This is a genomic window from Cellulomonas cellasea, from assembly GCF_006538745.1.
Classification (GTDB): domain Bacteria; phylum Actinomycetota; class Actinomycetes; order Actinomycetales; family Cellulomonadaceae; genus Cellulomonas_A; species Cellulomonas_A cellasea.
This window is the reverse complement of sequence record NZ_BJLR01000016.1, coordinates 262,497-284,651: the sequence shown is the minus strand read 5'-3', so window position 1 is coordinate 284,651 and position 22,155 is coordinate 262,497. Positions and strand designations below refer to the sequence as shown.

The 22,155-nt window shown below is 75.1% G+C and carries 18 protein-coding genes; 7 read left to right on the top strand and 11 right to left on the bottom strand.

Annotated features, from left to right (window positions below; all coding sequences use genetic code 11):
- Positions 1-80: 80 nt before the first annotated feature.
- Entirely contained in the window at positions 81-1,517 is a 1,437-nt protein-coding gene (locus CCE01nite_RS08410) for a pectate lyase family protein (protein ID WP_052104296.1), read from the bottom strand.
- Between the two features lie 196 nt (positions 1,518-1,713).
- On the opposite strand from CCE01nite_RS08410, the gene CCE01nite_RS08405 reads away from it, so the two are divergent.
- The 3 genes from CCE01nite_RS08405 (at position 1,714) to CCE01nite_RS08395 (ending at position 3,888) form a co-directional block, all read left to right on the top strand.
- Positions 1,714-2,457, top strand: coding sequence for a VTT domain-containing protein (locus tag CCE01nite_RS08405; protein ID WP_052104297.1), 744 nt, complete (start codon positions 1,714-1,716; stop codon positions 2,455-2,457).
- A gap of 61 nt (positions 2,458-2,518) precedes the next feature.
- The gene (locus CCE01nite_RS08400; protein ID WP_034632502.1) at positions 2,519-3,292 is read left to right on the top strand and encodes an HAD-IIA family hydrolase; all 774 of its coding nucleotides are present in this window, start codon (positions 2,519-2,521) and stop codon (positions 3,290-3,292) included.
- A gap of 113 nt (positions 3,293-3,405) precedes the next feature.
- Positions 3,406-3,888 (top strand): ATP-binding protein, encoded by a 483-nt coding sequence (locus tag CCE01nite_RS08395; protein ID WP_141372171.1) that lies wholly within the window; start codon positions 3,406-3,408, stop codon positions 3,886-3,888.
- Positions 3,889-4,117: 229 nt separating this feature from the next.
- Here the strand turns inward: CCE01nite_RS08395 and pyrE are convergent, their stop codons facing one another.
- From pyrE to CCE01nite_RS08375, 4 genes are all read right to left on the bottom strand, one after another.
- On the bottom strand, positions 4,118-4,714 hold the full coding sequence (gene pyrE / locus CCE01nite_RS08390; protein WP_052104278.1) for an orotate phosphoribosyltransferase: 597 nt from the start codon (positions 4,712-4,714) through the stop codon (positions 4,118-4,120).
- A 137-nt stretch (positions 4,715-4,851) separates the two neighbouring features.
- A complete protein-coding gene (locus CCE01nite_RS08385) occupies positions 4,852-5,403 on the bottom strand; it encodes a DUF4166 domain-containing protein (RefSeq protein WP_246056372.1) in 552 nt (183 codons plus the stop codon).
- A 112-nt stretch (positions 5,404-5,515) separates the two neighbouring features.
- Entirely contained in the window at positions 5,516-6,148 is a 633-nt protein-coding gene (locus CCE01nite_RS08380) for an SRPBCC family protein (protein ID WP_246056371.1), read from the bottom strand.
- 43 nt (positions 6,149-6,191) lie between these two features.
- Positions 6,192-7,001: an SDR family NAD(P)-dependent oxidoreductase gene (locus CCE01nite_RS08375; RefSeq protein WP_052104279.1), complete on the bottom strand. Its 810-nt coding sequence runs from the start codon at positions 6,999-7,001 to the stop codon at positions 6,192-6,194.
- Positions 7,002-7,124: 123 nt separating this feature from the next.
- Between CCE01nite_RS08375 and CCE01nite_RS08370 the strand changes: the two genes are divergently transcribed.
- The 3 genes from CCE01nite_RS08370 to CCE01nite_RS08360 all read left to right on the top strand — a co-directional run bounded on the left by CCE01nite_RS08370 (position 7,125) and on the right by CCE01nite_RS08360 (position 10,287).
- Entirely contained in the window at positions 7,125-7,925 is an 801-nt protein-coding gene (locus CCE01nite_RS08370; protein ID WP_034632196.1) for an exodeoxyribonuclease III, read from the top strand.
- 107 nt (positions 7,926-8,032) lie between these two features.
- On the top strand, positions 8,033-9,418 hold the full coding sequence (locus CCE01nite_RS08365) for a DUF4190 domain-containing protein (protein ID WP_052104280.1): 1,386 nt from the start codon (positions 8,033-8,035) through the stop codon (positions 9,416-9,418).
- 155 nt (positions 9,419-9,573) lie between these two features.
- The gene (locus CCE01nite_RS08360; RefSeq protein ID WP_141372170.1) at positions 9,574-10,287 is read left to right on the top strand and encodes a DUF4190 domain-containing protein; all 714 of its coding nucleotides are present in this window, start codon (positions 9,574-9,576) and stop codon (positions 10,285-10,287) included.
- 84 nt (positions 10,288-10,371) lie between these two features.
- Here the strand turns inward: CCE01nite_RS08360 and CCE01nite_RS08355 are convergent, their stop codons facing one another.
- From CCE01nite_RS08355 to CCE01nite_RS08335, 5 genes are all read right to left on the bottom strand, one after another.
- The gene (locus CCE01nite_RS08355; protein ID WP_034632199.1) at positions 10,372-11,751 is read right to left on the bottom strand and encodes a GntP family permease; all 1,380 of its coding nucleotides are present in this window, start codon (positions 11,749-11,751) and stop codon (positions 10,372-10,374) included.
- Between the two features lie 208 nt (positions 11,752-11,959).
- Positions 11,960-14,461, bottom strand: a complete 2,502-nt coding sequence (locus tag CCE01nite_RS08350; protein WP_034632202.1) for a beta-glucosidase family protein — start codon at positions 14,459-14,461, stop codon at positions 11,960-11,962.
- Positions 14,462-14,561: 100 nt separating this feature from the next.
- Positions 14,562-15,161, bottom strand: a complete 600-nt coding sequence (locus tag CCE01nite_RS08345; protein WP_034632206.1) for a TetR/AcrR family transcriptional regulator — start codon at positions 15,159-15,161, stop codon at positions 14,562-14,564.
- 233 nt (positions 15,162-15,394) lie between these two features.
- Positions 15,395-16,477 carry a Gfo/Idh/MocA family protein gene (locus CCE01nite_RS08340; protein ID WP_034632243.1) on the bottom strand — a complete coding sequence of 361 codons (1,083 nt, stop codon included), beginning with the start codon at positions 16,475-16,477 and terminating at the stop codon, positions 15,395-15,397.
- A 10-nt stretch (positions 16,478-16,487) separates the two neighbouring features.
- Positions 16,488-16,991, bottom strand: a complete 504-nt coding sequence (locus CCE01nite_RS08335) for a heme-degrading domain-containing protein (RefSeq protein WP_034632210.1) — start codon at positions 16,989-16,991, stop codon at positions 16,488-16,490.
- A gap of 226 nt (positions 16,992-17,217) precedes the next feature.
- Between CCE01nite_RS08335 and CCE01nite_RS08330 the strand changes: the two genes are divergently transcribed.
- Positions 17,218-19,278 (top strand): SpoIIE family protein phosphatase, encoded by a 2,061-nt coding sequence (locus CCE01nite_RS08330; protein ID WP_169744041.1) that lies wholly within the window; start codon positions 17,218-17,220, stop codon positions 19,276-19,278.
- Between the two features lie 92 nt (positions 19,279-19,370).
- Here CCE01nite_RS08330 and clpB read toward each other — a convergent pair whose 3' ends face one another.
- Positions 19,371-22,004 carry an ATP-dependent chaperone ClpB gene (gene clpB / locus CCE01nite_RS08325; RefSeq protein ID WP_141372169.1) on the bottom strand — a complete coding sequence of 878 codons (2,634 nt, stop codon included), beginning with the start codon at positions 22,002-22,004 and terminating at the stop codon, positions 19,371-19,373.
- Between the last annotated feature and the right edge of the window lie 151 nt (positions 22,005-22,155).

The window sequence follows — 22,155 nt, the reverse complement described above, 5'->3', positions numbered from 1 at the left end:
AGCAGGACGGGCGGACGCACGAGCGCCCGGCGCCGCCCCCCGCAGGGGGGACGCCGGGCGCAGGGCCGGTGCGCTGCCGGTCAGGACCGCTTCTCGAAGTACCGGCCGGCGCCGGCCTCCTTGCGCACGATGCTCGCGACCCGGTTCGTCGGGTCGACGTGCCGGACGTACTCGGGCGTCCAGCCGGCGTCGGACGCGAACGGGGTGCCGCCCGCCGCGACGAACGCGTCGAGCACGCTCACGGGCCGGCCGTCGACCCACGTGCCCTTCTCGGTGAACCGCGTCGCGCCCCAGTTCGTCAGGACCTGCGCGGCGGTCGTGCCCTCCTGGAGCTTGATCGCGTTGTTCTCGACGTACAGCGAGGACTCGACGCCCGGGCCCCAGTAGTACTCGAACAGGTCGTCGTCGTCCTCGGCCTGGACGTACAGGTTGTTGTAGACGTGCACCTGGCCGTAGCGCACGCGCGGGGCGCGCTGCCCGATGCCCTCGAACAGGTTGTGGTGCACCGTGACCTTGAGGGTCCCGACGTCCGCGGGGCGGTTGTTCGACGAGCCGATGAGGATCGTCTTGTCGTGGTTGAGGAACCGGTTGTAGGAGATCGTCACGTAGTTCGCGCTGTTGGTGACGTCGAGCATGCCGTCGTGGATCTCGAACGTGCGGCCGAAGATCTCGGGGAGCGAGCCGTTGGGGTGGTCGCCGTCGTCGAACGTGCTGTTCGCGACCCACACGTTGGTGGCGTTCATGACCGTGACGTTGTCGTACTCGGAGTTCCAGTTGCCGGTCGCGCCGTCGGTCGGGTCCCACTGCGGGAAGCAGTCGTACGCGTCGGAGAACGTGAGGTTGCGCAGGATGACGTTGCGGGAGTCGCGCACGCGGATGTTCGCGCCGACGATCCGCGCCTCCTCCCCGAGCCCGACGATCGTGACGTTGGAGCCGACGTGCTGCTGCGTCTCCTTGGCCTGGAGCGCGGCGGCGGCGGCACGGGCCTCCTCGAGCGGACCGGCGGGGTCGACGCGGCCCCACACGGCGGGGTCGTAGGCGGCGATGTAGTCGTCCATCGAGAACGTGGTGGCCGGGTCGCCGCCCACGGGCACGCGCGCGGCGATGTCCTCGCACGTCAGGCGCACGCCGCCGTCCCGCTCGAAGGCGTCGATCGTGCCCTCGACGTAGATGATCCGCGGCGTGGTGTCGGTCCGGGCGGCGGTGCCGCCGAGCGCGGCCCGCAGCTCGGCCCAGGTGCGGACGGTGAACACGTGCGCCGCGTCGGCGGTCGAGCCGCCGGTCGTGCCGCCGTTCGCCGCGGCCCAGCCGTCGCGGTCGGCGAGCACCTCGCGGCCGAGGTCGCGGCCCTGACGGTGGGGCGGGCGGTGGTCGGTGCCGGCGTCGGCCGCCTGTGCCGGGGCGACGGTGAGGGTCGTCAGGGCGACGGTGCCCACCGCGACGACGGCCGCGAGGCGGGCTCCGCGGGTGCGGGGCGCACGCGCGGGGGAAGGTCGGGACGGTGCGTCGAGCTGCATGCGGAGACTCCCTTGTCTCGGTCCGGAAGCGCGCGGGAGGACCCGTGCGGCGGGGTCCGCACGTCGCCGTCGGCGCTGCCGCTCACCGTTCCACGCGCTGTGGGAAAGCGCAATCCCTTCGTCGGCGCGGGTCCGTGCACGACCCCGTCACCGGGCCCGCCACGCCGCTCCACGTGCGCCCCGTACCCTGGAGCACGTGCTCACCGCTGCCCTCGACGCGACCGTGTCCGCTGCTGTGCTGGCCGGCGGAGCCGTGCCGGCCATCGGCCCGGACTTCCTCGACGCCGACCACCTGATCCGCTCGTTCGGCGCCTACGCGCTCATCGGCGTGGTCGTGGTCGTCTTCATCGAGACGGGGCTGCTGTTCCCGTTCCTGCCCGGGGACTCGCTGCTGTTCACTGCGGGCATGCTCGTCGCGCAGGACGAGATCTCCGTGCCGCTGTGGGCCCTGTGCCTCGCGCTGTTCCTGGCGGCGTTCGTCGGCGACCAGGTCGCGTTCTTCATCGGCCGCAAGGCCGGCCCCAAGATCTTCAGCAAGCCCGACTCGCGGTTCTTCAAGCAGTCGTACATCGACCAGACCTACGCCTACTTCGACAAGTACGGCGGCCGCACGATCATCGTCGCGCGCTTCGTGCCGTTCGTGCGGACCTACGCGCCCGTCGCGGCCGGCGTCGGCAACATGAAGTACCGCACCTTCGTCTCGTACAACGTCGTCGGCGCGCTGCTGTGGGGCGTCGGGGTCACGGTGCTCGGCTACTTCCTCGGCAACGTCACGTTCGTCAAGGACAACATCGAGCTCATCCTCGTCGCGATCGTCGGCATCTCCGTGGTCCCGATCGTCGTCGAGCTGCTCCGCGCCCGCAGCAAGAAGCGCGACGAGCGCTACGACGAGCCCGAGGAGCGCGCCCGCGTGGCCCGCGAGGACATCGCCGGGGAGTGACCCGCGGCACGGGCCGTGCACCGGCCCGCGCGTCGACCCGCACGACCCGAGGGGGACCGCGATGACCCGCACGATCCAGAGCTGGCTCACGGACATGGACGGCGTCCTCGTCCACGAGGGCGACGCGCTGCCCGGCGCCGCCGACTTCGTGCGCGCCCTGCGCGACGCCGGCCGGCCGTTCCTCATCCTCACGAACAACTCGATGTTTACGCCGGGCGACCTGCAGGCCCGGCTCGCGGCGGCCGGCATCGACGTCCCGACCGAGGCGATCTGGACGTCCGCGCTCGCGACCGCGCAGTTCCTGCTCGACCAGCTCCCCGAGGGCAGCGCGTACGTCATCGGCGAGGACGGCATGACGGGCGCGCTGCGCGACGTCGGGTACACGCTCACCGACACGGACCCCGACTACGTCGTGCTCGGCGAGACCCGCACGTACTCGTTCGACGCCATCACGCGCGCGATCCGGCTCATCAAGGGCGGCGCCCGCTTCATCGCGACGAACCCCGACGTGACCGGGCCCAGCGCCGAGGGCGACCTCCCCGCGACGGGCGCGGTCGCCGCGATGATCACCGCCGCGACCGGGCGCAAGCCGTACTTCGTCGGCAAGCCGAACCCGATGATGTTCCGCTCGGCGCTCAACCGCATCGACGCGCACTCGGAGACCACCGCCATGATCGGCGACCGGATGGACACCGACGTCGTCGCGGGCATCGAGGCCGGGCTCCAGACCTTCCTCGTGCTGACCGGCTCGACCCGGCGCGAGGACATCGCGAAGTTCCCCTTCCGGCCCAGCCACGTGCTCGACTCGATCGCGGACCTCGTCGCGCGCGTGTGACCCGCCGGGCGAAGTCCGTCCGGAGCGGCGACGTCCGCTCGCCACGGCCCCGCCGGGGGCCTACGGTCGCGGGGTGCGTAGGGCACGCTGCGCGCACCGAGACGAGGAGCACCGTGGCCGACCCCAGGACGACCGACCCCGGACCGGAGCAGGACACCGAGTCCGACGACGGTCTGCAGAGCTCCGACCCGCCCGCGAGCTACACGCTCGTGCGGACGTGGACCCTCGACTCCGCGCGCCAGCTCACGGAGCTGCGCGCGGAGATCCTGCGCGAGGTCACCGCGGACGGCGCCGACCCGCAGGCGGAGCTCGGGCCGGTCGCGCACCACATGGTCCTCGTCGCCTCCGAGCTCGCGACCAACGCGCTCGAGCACGGCAAGCCGCCCACGATCGTCCGGCTCATGCGCGACGGCACGAGCTACCTGCTCGACGTCGCCGACCACGACCTCAACACGACGCCGTACGTCGCGGGCGCCCGCATCCCGGGCAACGGGGGCTTCGGGCTGCAGATCGCCCGCCGCCTGTCCGTCGACGTCGGCTGGTACACCGCGCACGCGACGAAGCACGTCTGGGCGGTCTTCCCCGGCCAGGGCTGAGCACGCACGCGACCGGCGCCGGCCCCCTGCGGACCTCGGGGTGCGGCGCCGGTGGCGTGCGCGGGCGTCCCGTGGCGCGCGCCGCGTGGGCGGTCGTCGCGTTGGGCGGTCGTCGCGCGCGCGGTCGTCGCGGGCCGGGGCGTCGCAGGCCCGGGCTCGCGCCGCACCGGCTCGCGCCGTCGGCTGCGGGCCGCTCGGTCGGCCGGTCGGACCCGCCGGACCGGCCGGCTCAGGCCAGGCCGAGGTCCGTCAGGTCGAAGAGGAAGTGGTACGGGACGCCGAGCGCCTCGATCGCCTCCCGCGCGCCCGTCCCGCGGTCGACGATGACGGCGACCCCCAGGACCTCGGCGCCCGCCTCGCGCGCCGCCTCGACGGCCGTGATCGCCGAGCCGCCCGTGGTCGAGGTGTCCTCGACGACGACGACGCGCCGCCCTGCGATGTCGGGTCCCTCGATGCGCCGCTGCAGGCCGTGCGCCTTGCCCTCCTTGCGGACGACGAACGCGTCGAGGTCGAGCCCGCGCGACGCCGCCGCGTGCAGCAGGGCCGTCGCGACGGGGTCCGCGCCGAGCGTGAGCCCGCCGACGGCGTCCACCTCGGCGGTCCCGAGGCCGACCTCCTCGAGGCGGTCCAGCAGCAGGTGTCCGACGAGCGGGGACGCGCGGTGGTGCAGCGTGATCCGGCGCAGGTCCACGTAGTAGTCGGCCTCGCGGCCCGACGAGAGGGTCACGCGGCCGCGCACGACCGCGATCTCGGCGATGAGCTCGCGCAGCTGCTCGCGCGGCGTCGGGGACAGGGTACGGCCGTCGGGGCCGGTCGAGGAGGTCACGGCCGCCAGGCTACCGACCGCGCCCGCACCGCCGCCGACGTGCCCGTGCCCGCACCGCCGCCTCGCCCCTGCCCGCGCCGCCGCCGCCGTGCCCGCACCGCCGACGGCCCGCCCCTGCCCGCGCCGGCCCGCCGGGGTCAGGTGCGCAGCTCGTGCCGGACGGGGCGCAGGCGCTCGGGGGCGTCGTCGGCGTCGGGGAACTCGCACGTGAACGTCCCGCGGTAGCCGAACAGGAACCCGAGCAGCCGGTTGCGGACCTGGAGGTCGACGCGGAACTCCTGCGCGTCGTCGTCGAACCACTCGTGCAGCCGGGCCTCGCCGCTGAGCAGCAGCGGGAACCGGAAGCCGACCGGGCCCTCGTAGAACCGCTGGCCGTGCGTCGTCAGGCGGAGCGAGCCGTCGTCCTGCACCTGCAGGTCGAGGTCGACGGCGAGGTGCTGGTGCGTGCCGAGGTAGTCGACGACCCGGCCGTCGTGCAGCACCATCGTCGCGTCGAACCGCCGCGTGCGGCCGCGCAGCAGGTACTCGCGCACGAACGTCACCGTCTCGCGGCCGTGCGGGTCGCGGTACGGGTAGTTCGAGATGGTGAACGGCACGTCCCGGCCCACGTCGGGCAGCAGGATGTTGCGGACCGCGCCGAGGTACAGGAACGGCAGCGTCCACCACGGGCCCCGCCGGATCTCGTGCATGACCCCCGTGCCGACGCACGCGTACCCGCGTCGAGGCCGACCCCGAACCGGCGCTGGAGCATCGGGTGCAGGCGCGCGAAGTCCGCACCGAGGGCCTGGGCGAACACGGACGTCACGGCGCCTCCAGCTGGTCGAGCGTGGCGGGGGCGTCGTCCATGACGGACGGCGCCGGGTCGGTGCGGGGACGCCGGCGCGCCCCCGGTGCGCGCCGGCAGCGGCTCGCGCGCGGGCGGTCCGGCCGCCACACCGCGAGCACCGAGGCGAGCGGCCAGCGCTCGGGCTCCGTGCCGGTCTCGGCCCAGATGCGCAGGCGGTCGAAGCTCCAGGCGGTGAGCCAGCCGACGACGTGCCGCAGCACGAGCCGGTCCAGCACGCTCCCCCAGCCGGGCGCGTAGTCGTACCCGGTGACGAACGTGACGCCGTCGGCCGTGGGGACGTAGCGCCAGTAGCCGCGTCCCGGGCCGAGCGGCGAGAGGCGGTCGGGCGTCGTGAACCGCAGCGCCGACGTGCGGGTGCCGTCGGGGCGGTGCCGCTCGCCGAGGCTCGTCCCGGTGCCGGCCAGGGTGTGCAGCGGCAGCCGCAGCTCGTAGCGGAACCGGTAGCCGCCGCCCGCGAGCTCCTCGACGGGCGTGATGCGGCTGAACCGCGCGTCCCAGCGCGGGTGCAGCTCGGTGTCCTGCGTGAGCTCCCAGACCCGGTCGAGCGGCGCGCGGACGTGCGTCTCGACGTAGATGGGCTCGGTCACGCCCCGAGCATGGCGGTGCGGCGCCCCGAGCGGGAGGGGGTGCTCAGTCGGTGAACCCGTGGTCCGACTCGCTGCCGTCGGCCGACGCCGCCGCGAGCCGGGCGCGGTAGCTGCCGAGCGCGCGCACCGCGGAGCGCGGGAGGAGCCGGGCGACGCCGGCGGCGGCCTGGTAGCGCAGGCTCGGGGTCGAGATGACGACCCCGCGGCGCACGTCCGCGAGCGCGGCGGCCACGACCGCGTCGGCGTTGAGCCACGCGATCTCGGGGAGCGCCGTCATGTCGATGCCCGCGCGGTCGTGGAACTCGGTGTGCACGAACCCGGGCTGCAGCACCGTCGCGGTGACGCCGGTGTCGCGCAGCTCGACGGCGAGGCTCTCGGTGAACGTGCGGACCCACGCCTTGTGCGCGGAGTACGTGCCGGACGCGAGCAGTGCCGCGACCGACGAGACGTTGAGGATCGCCCCGCGCCCGCGCCGGGTCATGGACTCGGCGGCGGCGTGCGAGAGGACCATGACGGTGCGGACCATGAGCTCGAGCGAGCGCTCCTCGTCCTCGAGCTCGCCCTCGAGGAACCGCTTGCGCAGCCCGAGCCCGGCGTTGTTCACGAGGAGCCCGACCGGGTGCTCGTCGGAGCGCAGCCGCTCGGCGACCCGCTCGACGTCCGCGCGGTCCGCGAGGTCGGCGGTGAGGACCTCGGCGTGCACCCCGGCGGCGGCGTGCAGCTGCGCGGCGAGCCGCTCGAGGCGCTCCGTCCCGCGCGCCACCAGGACGACGTCGTGCTTCGCGGTCGCCAGCTGCCAGGCGAACTCCAGCCCGAGGCCGGCGCTCGCGCCCGTGATCATCGCGGTACCCATGGCCGACACCTTACGGACCGGCGGACGCGCTTGTCAGACGTTGCGCGGACCCGTCGGGAGCCGGCTGGGCCGGTCGCGGGCCGGTCGCGTGCCGGCCGCGTGCCGGTCGTTAGCCTGGCCCGCATGCGCCTCGCCACGTGGAACGTCAACTCGATCAGGGCCCGCGCCGAGCGCGTGCTCGCGTTCCTGGAGCGGAGCGGCACGGACGTCCTGGCGCTCCAGGAGACCAAGTGCAAGGACGAGCAGTTCCCGTACGCGATGTTCGAGGCGTCGGGCTACGAGGTGACGACGAGCGGGTACAGCCAGTGGAACGGGGTCGCGATCCTCTCCCGCGTGGGCACGGCCGACGTCGAGCGCGCGTTCGCGGGGCAGCCCGGGTTCGGCGCGGAGCCGGTCACCGAGGCGAGGGCGCTCGGCGCCACGTGCGGCGGCGTGCGCGTGTGGAGCCTGTACGTGCCGAACGGCCGGGCGGTCGGCGACCCGCACTACACGTACAAGCTCGAGTGGCTCGAGCGCCTGCGCCAGGCCGCCGGTGCGTGGCTCGACCCCGCGGCCGGCGGCGACCCCGCGGCGCAGGTCGCGCTCGTCGGGGACTGGAACATCGCCCCGCTCGACACCGACGTGTGGGACGTCGCGGCGTTCGCCGGGTCGACGCACGTGACCCCGGCCGAGCGCGAGGCGTTCGCGGCCCTCGCCTCCGCCGGCTACACCGAGGTCTCCCGCCCGCGCACGCCCGAGCGCGCCTACACGTACTGGGACTACAAGCAGCTGCGGTTCCCGCGCAACGAGGGCATGCGGATCGACCTGACGTACGCCTCCCCCGCGCTCGCGGCGCGCGTGGCCGGGGTGACGATCGACCGCGAGGAGCGCAAGGGCAAGGGCGCCTCGGACCACGTGCCGGTGATCCTCGACCTGGCCGACTGACCGGCCCGGGGCGGCTCCGCCGGCCGCCCGTCGATGCACCCGCCCTGCGTCGAGCATCACCCGGCGGACGGGCTCGGCAGCCGCTCCGCACGCACTAGGTTCGTCGCATGAGCACGACGCCCGGGTGGCCCTCGTCGGACCCCGAACCGCACAACCCGTTCGCCGCCCCCGGTCCGGACCGGAGCACGCCCGCGACCGGCTCCGCGCCCGCCTCCGGCTACCCCACCGCGCCCGCGCCGAGCGGCTACGAGGCGGTCTCGCTGCTCAAGCCAGGGACGTCCGCGCACGACGGCGCCCCCGCGGGCCCGACGCCCCCGTACGGCGCGGCCCCGACGCCGCCCCCCGCCCCGAGCACCCCCTACGGCACCGCCCCGGCGGGCCCCTACGGCGAGGGCTCGCAGGGCGCGTACGGCACGACCGGGCAGGGCTCCTACGGCGCGGGCTCGGCCGGCGCGTACGGCACCGCCTCGCAGGGCGCTCACGGCGCGGACCCGGCGGGCGCGTACGGCTCGACGCCCGCAGGTGCGTACGGGTCGACGCCCGCAGGTGCGTACGGCTCGATGCCCGCAGGCCCGTACGACGGCGCGTCGGCGACGGGCCACCCCGGGGCGCCCTACCCGACGCCCGGCTCCCCGTACGCGCAGCCGCAGCAGGGCTACGGCCAGGCGCAGTCAGCCGGCTACGGTCAGCCCACCCCGTACGGCTACGTGCAGCCGGGGTACGGCCAGCCCGGGTACGCCCAGCCCGGCTACGGATACCCGCCGCCCGGCACGTGGGGACAGTCCGACGCGCCGCACGACGGCCTCGCGATCGCCGCCATCTCCACGAGCGGCGCCGGCGTCTTCCTCGGCGGGATCACCGGGCCCGTCGGCATCGGCCTCGGCATCGCGGCGCTGCGCCGCATCCGGCGCACGGGCCACCGTGGCCGCGGGCTCGCGGTCGCGGGCATCTGGGTCGGCGCGATCATGACGCTGTGGCTCGTCGCGCTCATCGGGCTCATGGTCTACGGCTTCACGACCGACCCTGACGGCACGGGCAGCCTCGCGGAGAGCTTCGAGCAGGGGTTCGAGGAGGGCATGTACGACGACACGCTGCCGCAGTACGAGCTGACCGACGCGCTCGAGCCCGGCGACTGCCTCGTGCGTGTCCCGTACGACTACGACCTCGTCGAGGCCCGGACGGTCGACTGCGCGCAGCCGCACGGCGGGGAGATCGTCGCCGTCGTCGAGATGTCCGGCCCGGTCGTGCTCGACTTCGAGAGCGAGGACCCCGCGTACGACGAGGCGTGGACCGACTGCCAGGTCGTCGCGTCGGACCTCGCGGAGCGGATCGTCGGCTACCCCGTCGGCGTCGACGTCTTCTACCCGCACCCCGACCAGTACGCCGCGGGTCGCACGTCCGGCTACTGCGTGCTCGACGGGTGGGACAGCGAGCTCACCGGCTCGCTCGTCGCGGGCGGGCTCACGGTCGACGGCGAGCCCGTCGGCCCCTGAGCGACCCCCTCGCGAGGGAACGGCCGAACGGCCCTGGCTGCGGGCGGCGCGGGCCCGACCTACGAGCACGCGCCCGCGGGCCGGGCCGGCGCGGTGTGCCCTCCGCCGGACCTGTCCCGTTCGAGGGCGGGCGCCGCTCGGTTAGGTTCGTGCCCATGAGCGCAGCGCCCGGCCCGCAGCCGTCCGGACCCGGCCCCGACCGGCCCGCCGACCCGTTCGCGTCGTCGGACGCGCCGTACTACGCCCCCGGCTGGGAGGCGCCCGCGGTACCCACCGAGCCGACCGCCTGGGTGTCGGTCGTCGTGGGTGCGCTCGGCGGGGGGCCGCTCGCGCTCGTGCTGGGGCTCGTCGCCCGGGCGCGCGTGCGCTCCCGGGGGCGGCGCGGTGGCCGGCTCGCGCTCGCCGGGATCGCGCTCGGGGTGCTCGGCACGCTCGCGTGGACCGGCGTCGTCCTCGGCTCGGTCCTCACCTCCCGGGCCGAGCGTCCGCTCGCGGGCGACGTCGACGCGCCGCGCGAGGTGCACGCGGCGCAGCTCGTGACCGGCGTCTGCCTCGCCGAGCTGCCGCCCGACGGGCCCGTCGACTCCGTGTCCGCCGTGCCGTGCGCCGACCCGCACGCGGCCGAGGTGGTCACCCAGTACGCGTTCTCGCGCGACGCGATCTGGCCCGGTCAGGAGTCCGCGGACGCGCGCGTGGCGGCGGCGTGCGCGCTGAGCCCCGCGGAGGTCGAGCAGGGCGTGCGCCCGGTCACCTGGGCGCCGACCGAGGAGTCGTGGGGCCGGGGCGACCGCACCGGGCTGTGCCTCGCGACGGTCGAGGGCGGCGGGATCACCGGGTCCTTCCTCGACGGGAGCGTCACGCTGCCGTAGCCAGGGCGGGCGCGCGCGGCACCCCCGACGAGAGCGTCAGCGGGCGTAGCCGGCGGCGCGGGTGCAGGCGGTCTCCGTGCCGGCCTACGCGACGACGAAGATCACCGAGATGAGCGCGAACGCGAGCACGGACTCGAGCGTCTGCTGCACCGTCCACGTGCGCAGGGTCGTCTTGACGTCCATGCCCATGAGCCGGCCGACGAGCCAGAAGCCCGAGTCGTTCACGTGGCTCGCGAACACGGAGCCGGCCGCGGTCGCGAGCACGATGCACGCGATCTGCAGCGCGCTGTAGTCGCCCGCGCCGACCGCCGGGGCCATGAGCCCGGCCGCCGTCACGAGCGCGACGGTCGCCGAGCCCTGCGCGAGGCGCAGCACGACCGCGATGACGTACGCCGCGACGATCACGGGCAGCCCGATGTTCTCGAGCGACGTCGACAGCGCGTCGCCGATGCCCGACGCGCGCAGCACGCCGCCGAACATGCCGCCCGCGCCCGTGATGAGGATGACCGAGCACACCGGCCCGAGCGCCGAGTCGAGGACCTTCTCGAGCGCGGTGCCCGACTCGCCGCGGCGGGTGCCGAGCGCGATCGCGGCGACGAGCACGGAGATGAGCAGCGCGACGCTCGACGTGCCGAGGAGGGTCAGCGCCTGGACCCACAGCGCGTCGCCGTCGACCGCGCCGGCGGCCTCGGCGGAGTCGAGCCCGGTGTTCATGAAGATGAGGACGAGCGGGAGCAGCAGGACGAGGACGACCGTGCGGACCGACGGCGGGTTCACCGGCTGGTCGTCGTCGAGCTCGCCGAACAGCCCGGGCACCGGGAGCGGGTACTTCCGCCCGACGCGCTTCCCCCAGACGTACCCGGACACGTACCAGACGGGCAGCGCGATCACGAGGCCGACCAGGAGCACCAGGCCGAGGTTCGCGTCGTACAGCTCGGTCGCCGCGACCGGTCCGGGGTGGGGCGGCAGGAACACGTGCATCACGGAGAACGCCGCCGCCGCGGGGATGCCGTAGAGCAGGACGTTGGTGCCGCCGAGGCGCCGCGCGACCGCGAAGATGATCGGCAGCATCACGACGAGCCCGGCGTCGAAGAAGATCGGGAACCCGAGCATCAGCGACGCGACACCGAGCGCGAACGCCGCGCGCTCCTCCCCGAACACCGAGACGAGCTTCTCGGCGAGCACCCGCGCGCCGCCGCTGTGCTCGATGAGCTTGCCGAGCATCGCGCCGAGCCCGATCAGCAGCGCGACCGGCCCGAGCGTGTTCCCGAAGCTGGTGATCAGCGTGGGTGCGATCTCCCCGATCGGGATGCGCGTCGCGAGGGCCGTCAGGAGCGAGACGACGACGAGGGTCAGGAACGCGTGCAGCTTGAACTTGATGACGAGCAGCAGGATCAGCGCGATCGCGGCGGCGGCGATGCCCAGCAGCGGCCCCGCCCCCAGCGTCTGGGTGAAGTCCTCCATCGGATCTCCTCGTCATCGAGGCTCTCGGCGCGTCCGGTCGGGCGCCCGACGCCGGCGCTCCCGAGCCTCGCACAGAGCCCGGCGGACGGCACGGGGACGCGCGCCTGACCAGGGCGTCCGGCCCCGACGGGCGGACGCCGGGCGCACGCGGCGGCCCCCGAACGGTGCGGTCGGGCCGGCGGAAGCAGCCGCCGGCCCCGCCGCCGCGTCAGACCTCGACGGTCGTCGTGAGGTCCGTGGTTCCCGCATGGCGCGCGACCTCGACGGTGAACTCCCCCGGCTCGGTCGACCAGCCGTGCACGTCGGTGTCCCAGTGCTCGAACGCGCGCGGCCGCACGCGAACGTCGGCGGTCGCCTGCGCGCCGGCGTCGGCGGACACGACCGTCCACCCGGCGAGCCAGCGCACGGGACGCTCGACGGCGCTGCCCGGCCGGCTCAGGTAGACCTGCACGACCTCGCGCCCGCGCCGGTCGCCCGTGTTCGTGACGGTGACCGTGACCCACCGGTCCCCGGCGGGGTCGGTACCGACCTGCACGTCGTCGTAGGACCACGTCGTGTACCCGAGCCCGAAGCCGAACGGGTAGGCGGGCGCCACGCCCGCACGCAGCCACGCGCGGTGGCCGAGGTGCACGCCCTCGTCGTAGCGGACGACGCCGTCGCGCGGGGTCACGTCGAGCACCGGCACGTCCTCCTGCGTCGCGGGCCACGTGGTGGGCAGCCGCCCGCCGGGCTCGGCGGCGCCCGTGAGCACGTCCGCGAGCGCGTGCCCGTACTCCTGCCCGCCGAACCACGTGAGCAGCACCGCGGCGACGTCGTCGCGCCACGGCATCACGACGGGCGAGCCGGAGTTCACGACGACGACCGTGCGCGGGTTCGCGGCGGCGACCGCGGCGACGAGGTCGTCCTGGCGCCCGGGCAGGGACAGGTGCGTGCGGTCGAAGCCCTCGGACTCGACCTTCTCGTTGGTGCCGACCACGACGACCGCGACGTCGGCCGCGCGTGCGGCCTCGACGGCCTCGGCGATCAGGTCGTCGGGCCGGTCGACGACGGGACGCCAGCCCGCCGTGAAGCCGAGCACGCCGGGCAGGTCGGAGCCGTCGGGCATCGACGGGATGCCGGTCATCGGGTGCGTCCAGCGCAGGCGGTAGGTGCGCCCGGCCTCGACCTCGACGCGCGCCGCGACGCTCGGCGGGGCCATGAGCGCGGCGCCGAAGTCCTCGGGGGCCACGGCGAGCTCCTCGTCGAGCACGGTCTCGCCGTCGACCGCGAGCGCCGTGCGGCCGAGCACCGCCCAGCCGAGCTCGACCGGGCCGCTCTCGGTGGGCGTCCAGTCGGTCTCGGCGTCGAAGTCGTGCCCGACGGGCGCGTTGCCGAGCCACATGAGGTCGGTCGCGCGCCGGACCTCCTCGAGCAGCACGCCGCCCTCGGCGTCGAGGAAGCGCACGCGGATGCCGGGCTCGCCGGTCCGCGGGTCGCGGATCTCGTCGAGCGGGAACGGCAGCACGCCGTCGTGCACGAGCGCGCCGGTCGCGTGCGTCACCGTCGCGTCGGGGAACGCCGCGCGCAGGCCGTCGAGCGGCGAGACCGTCCCGACCGGGACGACCGTCGCCGAGCCGCCGCCCTGCGTCCGCGGGCGCAGCGCGCTCTGGCCGAGGACCGCGACGCTGGTCGGCGCCGGGGCGGCACCCCCGAGCAGCGGGAGGATCCCGTCGTTGCGGACGAGCACGATGCCGCGCGTCTCGACCTCGCGGGCGAGGGCGATGTCGGCGTCGTCGGTCGGGCGGCGCGCGCCCTCCGCGGCGGGAGCCGAGCCGACGACGGCGCCGTGGCTGCCGGCGTCGACCCCCTCGAGCGCACCGACCCGGGCGGCGAGCAGCAGGATCCGCCGGACCTTGTCGTCGACCGCGTCGAGCGGGACGTCGCCGGACTCGACCGCGTCGACGAGCGCGTCGCCCCACGGCCCCTCGGGCCCGGGCATGACGAGGTCCTGCGCCGCGGCGGCCGATGCGAGCGAGCGCACGGCCGTCCAGTCGGAGATCACGACGCCGTCGAAGCCCCACGAGCCCTTGAGCGGCTCATTCAGTAGTGGGTGCTCGGTCATCGTCGTCCCGCCGACGGCGTTGTACGCGCTCATCACCGTCCACGCGCGCCCGCCCGTGACGGCCCGCTCGAACGGCGCGAGGTAGACCTCGTGCAGCGCCTGCTCGCCGACCTCGACCGACGCGGAGAACCGCTCGGTCTCGAAGTCGTTCGCGACGTAGTGCTTGGGGCAGGCGCCGACGCCGTTGTCCTGGCAGCCGCGCACGAACGCCTCGGCGAGCTCGCCGGTCAGCAGCGGGTCCTCGGAGTACGCCTCGAAGTGCCGGCCGCCGAGCGGGCTGCGGTGCAGGTTGATCGTGGGGCCGAGCACGACGTCGACGCCCTTGCGCCGGGCCTCGTGCGCCGCCGCGACGCCGTAGCGGTAGGCGAGGTCGGTGTCCCACGTCGCGGCCAGCGCCGTCGCGCTCGGGAGGTTGAGCGACGGGTCCCGCTCGTCCCACTCCGCGCCGCGCACGCCCGAGGGCCCGTCCGAGACGACCACCGTCCGCAGGCCGACCGCCGGCTCGGCGTGCAGCGACCAGAAGTCGGCGCCCGTCAGCAGGCGGACCTTCTGCGGGAGGGTCAGGCGCGCGAGGAGCTCCTCGACGCGGGGCTCGGCGGGCACAGTCATCGTCGACCTCGTTCTTCCGTGCGGCGGGTGTCGAGGTCCTGCTTACCAGCCGGTCCGACGCCACGCCCGGGGCCTGCGGCTCACAGCCGGCACGCCCGGCTCAGACGCGGACCGCGAGCCGGTCGTCGAGGTGCTCGCGCACGGCGGCGGCCATGTCGACCGCGTCCCGGTCGAGCAGCCACTGCAGCTGGAGGCCGTCCATGAGCGCGACGAGCGAGCGCCCGGCCGTCTCCGGGTCGGTGCCCGGGCGGAGCGCCCCCTCGGCCTCCGCGACCCGGAAGGCCTCGACGCACAGCGCGACGACGCGCGCGTACCGGTCGACGAAGAACGTGTGCGCCGGGTGGTCGCGCGCGGTGGCCTCGGCGGACAGCACGCAGTAGAGCTCGACGAGCCCGGGCGACTGCGCGTTGTGGGCGACCACGTCGACGAGGTGGCGCAGGGCGTCGACGCCCTGGCTCGTGTCGAGCTCGAACTGCGCGCGGTCGAGCCGGTCGCGGCGGTCGAGGACCGCGGCGAGCAGCGACTCCTTGGTCGGGAAGTGGTGCAGCAGCCCGGGGTGCGACAGGCCCGCGCGCGCCGCGATCTCGCGCAGCGACGCCGCCCGGTACCCCACCTCGCCGAACAGGACCGTGGCGGCGTCGAGGATCCCCTCGCGCTTGGCCCGCCCCTTCGCGTACCCGCGCAGCGACTCGTCAGTCACGTCGCCCCCTCGGTCGTCTCGCCCCCGGAGACGGAGCACCTGGTCAGGCGTCCGACACGGACGAGGGTAGCGCTCCCACACCCCCCCACGGCGAGCGGATTGTGGACGTCCCGAGGAGCGGATGTGCAGGCCGCGGCGTGCGCGGCCTCTGCGTGGGGCTGCGCGCGCCGGGCCCGGGGCACCACCGTCCGCCGGGGTGCGGCGGGCGGACCGCACGGCGGTGCCCGCGGGCGTCACTCGCCCGGGAAGACGACCCCGAGCTGGCGGCGGACCTCGTCGGCCGTGCGCAGCACCGCGACGGTCTCGTCGAGCGGCTGGAGCGGCGACTCCGTGCGGCCCTCGGCGACGTACCGGGCGAGCGCGGCGGCCTGGAAGCAGAGCCCGGCGTGGCCCGTGATGCGGTTGTCGTCCCACGTGACGCGCTCGTCGCCCGCGACCATCGTCACGCTCGTCGGCGTGAAGAACTCCCCGCCGAGCTCGAGGCGCGCACGCGAGCCCGTGACCGTGCCGGTCTGCGCGGTCGCACCGAGCATCGTCGTGAAGACCTGCGCCTGCACGCCGCTCGCCCAACCGAGCTGCACGAGCGCCTGCGCGTCGACCCCGGTCGGCGCGAGCACGCCGGTCGCCTGGATGCTGGTCGGCTCGACGGCGAGGGCCGTGGCGCCCGTTCCCCCGGCGTGGCCCGCGACGAGCTGCGCCCACGCGAGCGGGTAGATGCCGAGGTCGAGCAGCACGCCGCCCGCGAGCTCGGGGTTGAGCAGCCGGTGCGAGGGCTCCGGGTCGGCGAGCACGCCGAAGTCACCGGTCACGAGGTGCACGTCGCCGAGCGCGCGGTCGTCGAGCAGCTGGCGCACCACGTCCGTGTGCGGCAGGTACCGCGTCCACATGGCCTCCATGACGAAGACCCCGGCGGCGCGGGCCGCGGCCACGACCTCGGCGGCCTCGGCGGCGTTGCGCGTGAACGCCTTCTCGACGAGCACGTGCTTGCCGGCCGCGATCGCGAGGAGCGCCTGCTCGCGGTGCTCGCTGTGCGGGCTCGCGACGTAGACGACGTCGACGTCGGGGTCCTCGACGAGCTGCGCATAGGAGCCGTAGGAGCGCTCGATGCCGTGCTGCGCCGCGAACCGGGCCGCGCGCTCGGCGGACCGCGAGCCGGCGGCGACGATCCGCTGGTTCGTGTTCGCGAGGACGGTCTCGGCCCACATGCCGGCGATCCAGCCCGGCGCGAGGATCCCCCAGCGCAGCGGCGGCGCGTCGGCCGGGTCGGGGAAGCGGGGGGCGGGCAGGGCGGAGGGCAGGACGCGTGCGGCGGTCATGACGGGCACGCTACCGGCGCAGGTACGCCTCGAGCCCCTCGACCGCGAGCGCGTGGTCCTCGGCCTGCGGGAGCCCGGAGACCCCGAGCACGCCGACGATCGCGCCGCCGACCCGCAGCGGCACGCAGCCGCCGTGCGCGGCGTACCGCTCGGGATCGAGGCCCGCGGACTCCTCGAACGTCGTGCCCTCGACGCGGAACCGGGTGCCGACCGCGAACGACGAGTGCCCGAAGTGCCGGACGACCGCGGCCTTGCGCCCGAGCCACCAGTCGTTGGCCGGCGTGGAGCCCGCGAACGCGCGCTGGAACACCGTGTGCGGGCCCTCCTCGCCGTCGAGCTCGACGCGGACGACGACGCTCAGGCCGCGCTCCTCGGCGAGGCCGGCGACGAGGGTGCCGAGGCGCCAGGCGTCGTCGTGGTCGAGGTGCGGGAGCACGAGGCGCTCCTCCTGCGCGAGCAGCTCGGCGAGCAGGGCGGGGTCGCTGAACGGGACGGTCGGGGTCGCGTCGGTCATCCGCCGGACGCTACCGGACGGCCCGCGACGAGCCCAGACGCTACCGTCCGGTCAGGAATCACCCGCTGCGGGGACGCTTCGTCGGGCTCCTGCCCGATTCGTCCCGCGGCGCCCGCGTAACCTCCGAATGGCAAAGTTCTCACGCGGATCGGGGGGTTCCGTTGTGCCCAGTGCGCTGACGGCTGCCGTCGCGCGGACGCCGACGTCGGCGCCGCCTGTGCCGGGCGTGCCGGCACCGACGCAGGCGCGCCCGGCGCACACGTCGTGGCGGACCCTCGTCGGGTTCGCCGCGATCTACGCGGGCGCGGCGCTCGTCGGGCGGCTCACGGTCCTGGAGGGCGGCGAGGTCAGCCTCGTCTGGCCCGCGGCGGGCGTCGCGGTGCTGTGGCTCGCGGTGCGCGCGAACGGCTCGCTGCCGCGCATCGACCTCGCGGTGCTCGCGGCCGTCACCTGGGTCGTCAACGTGATGACCGGGACGCCGCCGCCCGAGGCGCTCGTGCTCAGCGCGGCGTCCGTCGCGCAGGCCGGGACGTTCTGCGTGCTGTTCAGCCGCTGGTGCCCGCGGATCTGGCTCGGCGCGGGGCGCACGCCGTTCGTGCGGGTCGAGGAGCTGTGGTGGCTCGTGCTCACCGCGGTCGTCAGCTCGCTGGTCTCGGGCCTGCTCGTGCCCGCGGTGTCGTGGCTCTCGGGCGACGGCTGGTCCTGGCCGCTCGTGCTCGTCTGGGTCGTCCGCAACACCGTGAGCATCCTCGTCGTCGGCACCCTCGGGTTCAGCATCGGGTCGTGGCTGCACGAGCGGCGCTCCGCCCAGGCCCGGCCCGGCGGCTCCGCACGGTGGGTGCCGACGCGCCTCGGGGAGCACGTCGCCGCCGTGATCCTCCCGCCCGCGATGTACGGGCTGTGGTTCGTCGCGCTCGAGAGCCTGCCGCTCGCGTTCCCCCTCATCGCGCTGACCGTCTGGACCGGGACGCGGCTGCGGACGCGGTTCGTCGTCGCGCACGACTCCGCGATGGGCGTGACCGCGATCCTCTTCACGCTCGCCGGGATCGGGCCGTTCGCCGCCGTCGGGGACCAGGTCACGCAGGTCGTCGTCGCGCAGCTCTACGTGGGGCTCGTGTCGGTCATCGGCCTCGCGCTGGCGCTCGCGCGCGACGAGCGGGACCGGCTCGTGCGCGACGTCCGGGCGGCCGGCGACGAGGCACGGACGCAGGCCGGGCTGCTCGCGACCATCGTCGACACCATGGACGAGGGCGTCACCGTGACGGACCGCGACGGGCGCATCGTGCTGCGGAACCGGCGCGCGTCCGAGCTCATGGGCGGGATCACGAGCACGACCGGGGCGGTCGCGGCGAGCTCCTACTACGGCCTCTACCGGCCCGACGGCTCGCCGCTGCCCGACCACGAGCTCCCGTACCGTCGCGCCCTCGCCGGCGAGAAGGTGCACGACCTCGACCTGCTGGTGCGCAACGTCGGGGTCCCGCGCGGGCGCGTCCTGAGCTTCAGCTCGTCCCTGCTGCCCGACGAGGCCGGCGGCGGCGTGGTCACCGTGATGCGCGATGTCACCGCGCAGCGCGAGGAGCTGACCCGCGCCGCGCAGGTGCAGGCGAGCCTCCTGCCCGCGAGCCTCCCGGACGTCCCCGGGTACGCGGTCGCTGCCCGCTTCTCCCCCGCGGGCTCCGTCGGCGGGGACTTCTACGACTGGCAGCCCGTGTTCGGCGGGCTCGTCGTCACGCTCGCCGACGTCATGGGCAAGGGCACCGGCGCGGCGATCCTCGCGGCGACGTCCCGGTCGGTGCTGCGCTCGTTCGGCCCGGAGCGGGACGTCGCCGCGGCGCTCGTCGCCGCCGAGGAGGCGATGGAGGCCGACCTCGCCAACGCCGGCGCGTTCGTCACGGTGTTCCACGCGCGCATCGACATCACCACGGGCACGGTCACGTACGCCGACGCGGGGCACGGGCTCTCGCTCCTGGTGCGCGCCGACGGCGGGGGCGAGCGGCTGCCCGCGCTGGGCCTCCCGCTCGGCGTCGACCCGGGCGCGTCGCGCCGCAGCGGCACGACGCACCTGGACCCCGGCGACCTGCTGCTCATGTTCAGCGACGCCGTGCTCGACGCGATCGGCGGCACGGTCGCGGACCTCGGGGTCGTCGAGGCCGCGGTGCGCGGCACCGCGAGCGCCGACGACGCCGCGCAGGCCGTCCTCACGCTCGTCGCCGGGGCGGGCGAGCAGCTCGACGACCTCACGGTCGTGGCCGTGCGGCGCGAGGACGTGCGGGACCTGCTGCGCTGAGCCGCGGCCGTCCGGGCGACCGGTACGGCCCCTCGTCCGGCCCACCCCGTCCCGTCAGGTGACCGCTCGCCCACCGCCGCCGCCCGCCGCAGTCAGGCGACCGTGACCGCCCGGCCCGACGAGAGCACGAGCCCGCCGTCGCCCGCGCGGTCGACCACGACGGTGTCGCCGTCGTGCACCTCGCCGCCGAGCAGCATCCGCGCGAGCCGGTCGCCGATCTCCTTCTGCACGAGCCGGCGCAGCGGCCGCGCCCCGTACGCCGGGTCGAACCCCTCGATCGCGAGCCACTCGCGCGCCGCGGGCGTCACGTCGAGCGAGAGCCGGCGATCGGCGAGCCGGGCCGCCAGCGCGGCGACCTGGATCTCGACGATGCGCCCGATCTCGCCGATGGTCAGCGGGTCGAACAGCACGACGTCGTCGAGCCGGTTGAGGAACTCCGGCTTGAACGCGGACCGCACGGCGCTCATCACGGCGTCGCGCTTGGCGTCGGGGTCGAGCAGGGGGTCGACGAGGAACTGCGAGCCGAGGTTCGACGTGAGCACGAGGATGACGTTGCGGAAGTCGACCGTGCGGCCCTGGCCGTCGGTGAGGCGGCCGTCGTCGAGCACCTGGAGCAGGATGTCGAACGCCTCGGGGTGCGCCTTCTCGACCTCGTCGAGCAGCACGACCGAGTACGGCCGGCGCCGCACGGCCTCGGTGAGCTGACCGCCCTCCTCGTAGCCGACGTACCCGGGCGGGGCGCCGACGAGCCGGGCGACCGCGTGCTTCTCCGAGTACTCCGACATGTCGATGCGGACGATCGCGCGCTCGTCGTCGAACAGGAAGTCCGCGAGCGCCTTCGCGAGCTCGGTCTTGCCGACGCCCGTGGGCCCGAGGAACAGGAACGAGCCCGTCGGGCGGTCGGGGTCGGAGATGCCGGCGCGGGCCCGGCGCACGGCGTCGGAGACCGCGGCGACCGCGGGGCGCTGCCCGATGAGCCGCTCGCCGATCACGTCCTCCATGCGCAGGAGCTTGGCGCTCTCGCCCTCGAGCAGGCGCCCGGCGGGGATGCCCGTCCATGCCGAGACGACCTCGGCGACCTCGTCGGGGCCGACCTTGTCGGCGATCATCGGCGCGGGCGCCGGGCCGGCGAGCCCGTCCCCGTCGGCGCCGAGCGTGGCCTGCTGCTCGCGCTCCTCGGCGGCCGCGATCTCCTTCTCGACGGTCGGGATCTCGCCGTAGAGGAGGCGGCCGGCCGTCGCGAGGTCGCCCTCGCGCTGGGCCTTGTCCGCGGCGCTGCGCAGCTCGTCGAGCTTCGCCTTGAGGTCGCCGACGAGGTTGTGGCCGGCCTTCTCCTTCTCCCACCGCGCGGTGAGCGACGCGAGCTCCTCGCGGCGGTCGGCGAGGTCGGCGCGGATCTTCTCGAGGCGCTCGAGGCTCGCGGCGTCGTCGGCCGTGCCGAGCGCGAGCTCCTCCATCGTGAGCCGGTCGACCGCACGCTGGAGCACGTCGATCTCGACCGGCGAGGAGTCGAGCTCCATGCGCAGGCGGCTCGCGGCCTCGTCGACCAGGTCGATCGCCTTGTCGGGGAGCTGGCGCCCGGCGATGTAGCGGTCCGACAGGGTCGCGGCGGCGACGAGCGCGGCGTCGGAGATCGTCACCTTGTGGTGCGCCTCGTAGCGCTCCTTGAGGCCGCGCAGGATCGCGATGGAGTCCTCGACCGACGGCTCGCCGACGAAGACCTGCTGGAACCGCCGCTCGAGCGCGGGGTCCTTCTCGATGCGCTCGCGGTACTCGTCGAGCGTCGTCGCACCCACGAGCCGGAGCTCGCCGCGCGCGAGCATCGGCTTGAGCATGTTGCCCGCGTCCATGCTGCCCTCGGACGCGCCCGCGCCGACGACGGTGTGCAGCTCGTCGATGAACGTGACGACCTCGCCCTCGGAGGACTTGATCTCCTCCAGGACGGCCTTGAGCCGCTCCTCGAACTCGCCGCGGTACTTCGCGCCCGCGACCATCGCCGCGAGGTCGAGCGAGACGAGCCGCTTGCCGCGCAGCGACTCGGGGACGTCGCCCGCGACGATGCGCTGCGCGAGCCCCTCGACGACGGCCGTCTTGCCGACGCCGGGCTCGCCGATGAGCACGGGGTTGTTCTTGGTGCGCCGCGAGAGGACCTGCACGACGCGCCGGATCTCGGAGTCGCGGCCGATCACGGGGTCGAGCTTGCCGTCGCGCGCGGCGGCGGTGAGGTCGACGCCGTACTGCTCGAGCGCCTGGAAGGTGCCCTCGGGGTTGGGGCTCGTGACGCGCCCGGTGCCGCGCACGGTCGGCAGCGCGGCGGCCAGGGCGTCACGCGAGGCCCCCTGGGCGCGCAGCGCGTCGGCGACGCCGGACTGGCCGGCGGCGAGGCCGAGCAGCAGGTGCTCGGTCGAGACGTAGTCGTCGCCGAGCGCCCGGGCCTCCGACGACGCGGCGTCGATCGCGGCGGCCGTCGCGCGCGACGCGGTGGGCTGGGCGACGGCCGAGCCGCTCGCGGCGGGCAGGCCGACGAGGGTCGCGCGCACCGAGCGGCCGAGCGCCGAGCGGTCCGCGCCGACGGCGTCGAGCAGGGCGTTGGCGACGCCGCCCTGCTGGGCGAGCAGCGCGCTGAGCAGGTGCGCGGGCTCGAGCTGGGGGTTGCCGGCGGCGGACGCCTGCTGGATGGCGTCGCCGAGGGCCTCCTGGGACTTGGTCGTGAGCTTGGCGTCCACGTGGTGCCTCCGGGGTCGTGCTGTCGTGCTGCGCGGGTTCTCGGGTGCGCGCACGGCGTTCCGTGCGGTGCAACCCGTCCAGAGTTGAGCCTATTCCGCTCAAGTCTGGCGCGCGACTCCCGGTCGCCCGGGCGGGTCCTGCTGCTGCCCG

Excerpts from the sequence above, each read along its gene's own strand:
- CCE01nite_RS08350 (WP_034632202.1), bottom strand. The coding sequence starts at position 14,461 with ATGACTGTGCCCGCCGAGCCCCGCGTCGAGGAGCTCCTCGCGCGCCTG.
- CCE01nite_RS08365 (WP_052104280.1), top strand. The coding sequence starts at position 8,033 with ATGAGCACGACGCCCGGGTGGCCCTCGTCGGACCCCGAACCGCACAAC.
- CCE01nite_RS08410 (WP_052104296.1), bottom strand. The coding sequence starts at position 1,517 with ATGCAGCTCGACGCACCGTCCCGACCTTCCCCCGCGCGTGCGCCCCGC.
- CCE01nite_RS08400 (WP_034632502.1), top strand. The coding sequence starts at position 2,519 with ATGACCCGCACGATCCAGAGCTGGCTCACGGACATGGACGGCGTCCTC.
- CCE01nite_RS08385 (WP_246056372.1), bottom strand. The coding sequence starts at position 5,403 with ATGCACGAGATCCGGCGGGGCCCGTGGTGGACGCTGCCGTTCCTGTAC.
- CCE01nite_RS08335 (WP_034632210.1), bottom strand. The coding sequence starts at position 16,991 with ATGACCGACGCGACCCCGACCGTCCCGTTCAGCGACCCCGCCCTGCTC.
- CCE01nite_RS08360 (WP_141372170.1), top strand. The coding sequence starts at position 9,574 with ATGAGCGCAGCGCCCGGCCCGCAGCCGTCCGGACCCGGCCCCGACCGG.
- CCE01nite_RS08375 (WP_052104279.1), bottom strand. The coding sequence starts at position 7,001 with ATGGGTACCGCGATGATCACGGGCGCGAGCGCCGGCCTCGGGCTGGAG.
- CCE01nite_RS08370 (WP_034632196.1), top strand. The coding sequence starts at position 7,125 with ATGCGCCTCGCCACGTGGAACGTCAACTCGATCAGGGCCCGCGCCGAG.
- CCE01nite_RS08340 (WP_034632243.1), bottom strand. The coding sequence starts at position 16,477 with ATGACCGCCGCACGCGTCCTGCCCTCCGCCCTGCCCGCCCCCCGCTTC.
- CCE01nite_RS08355 (WP_034632199.1), bottom strand. The coding sequence starts at position 11,751 with ATGGAGGACTTCACCCAGACGCTGGGGGCGGGGCCGCTGCTGGGCATC.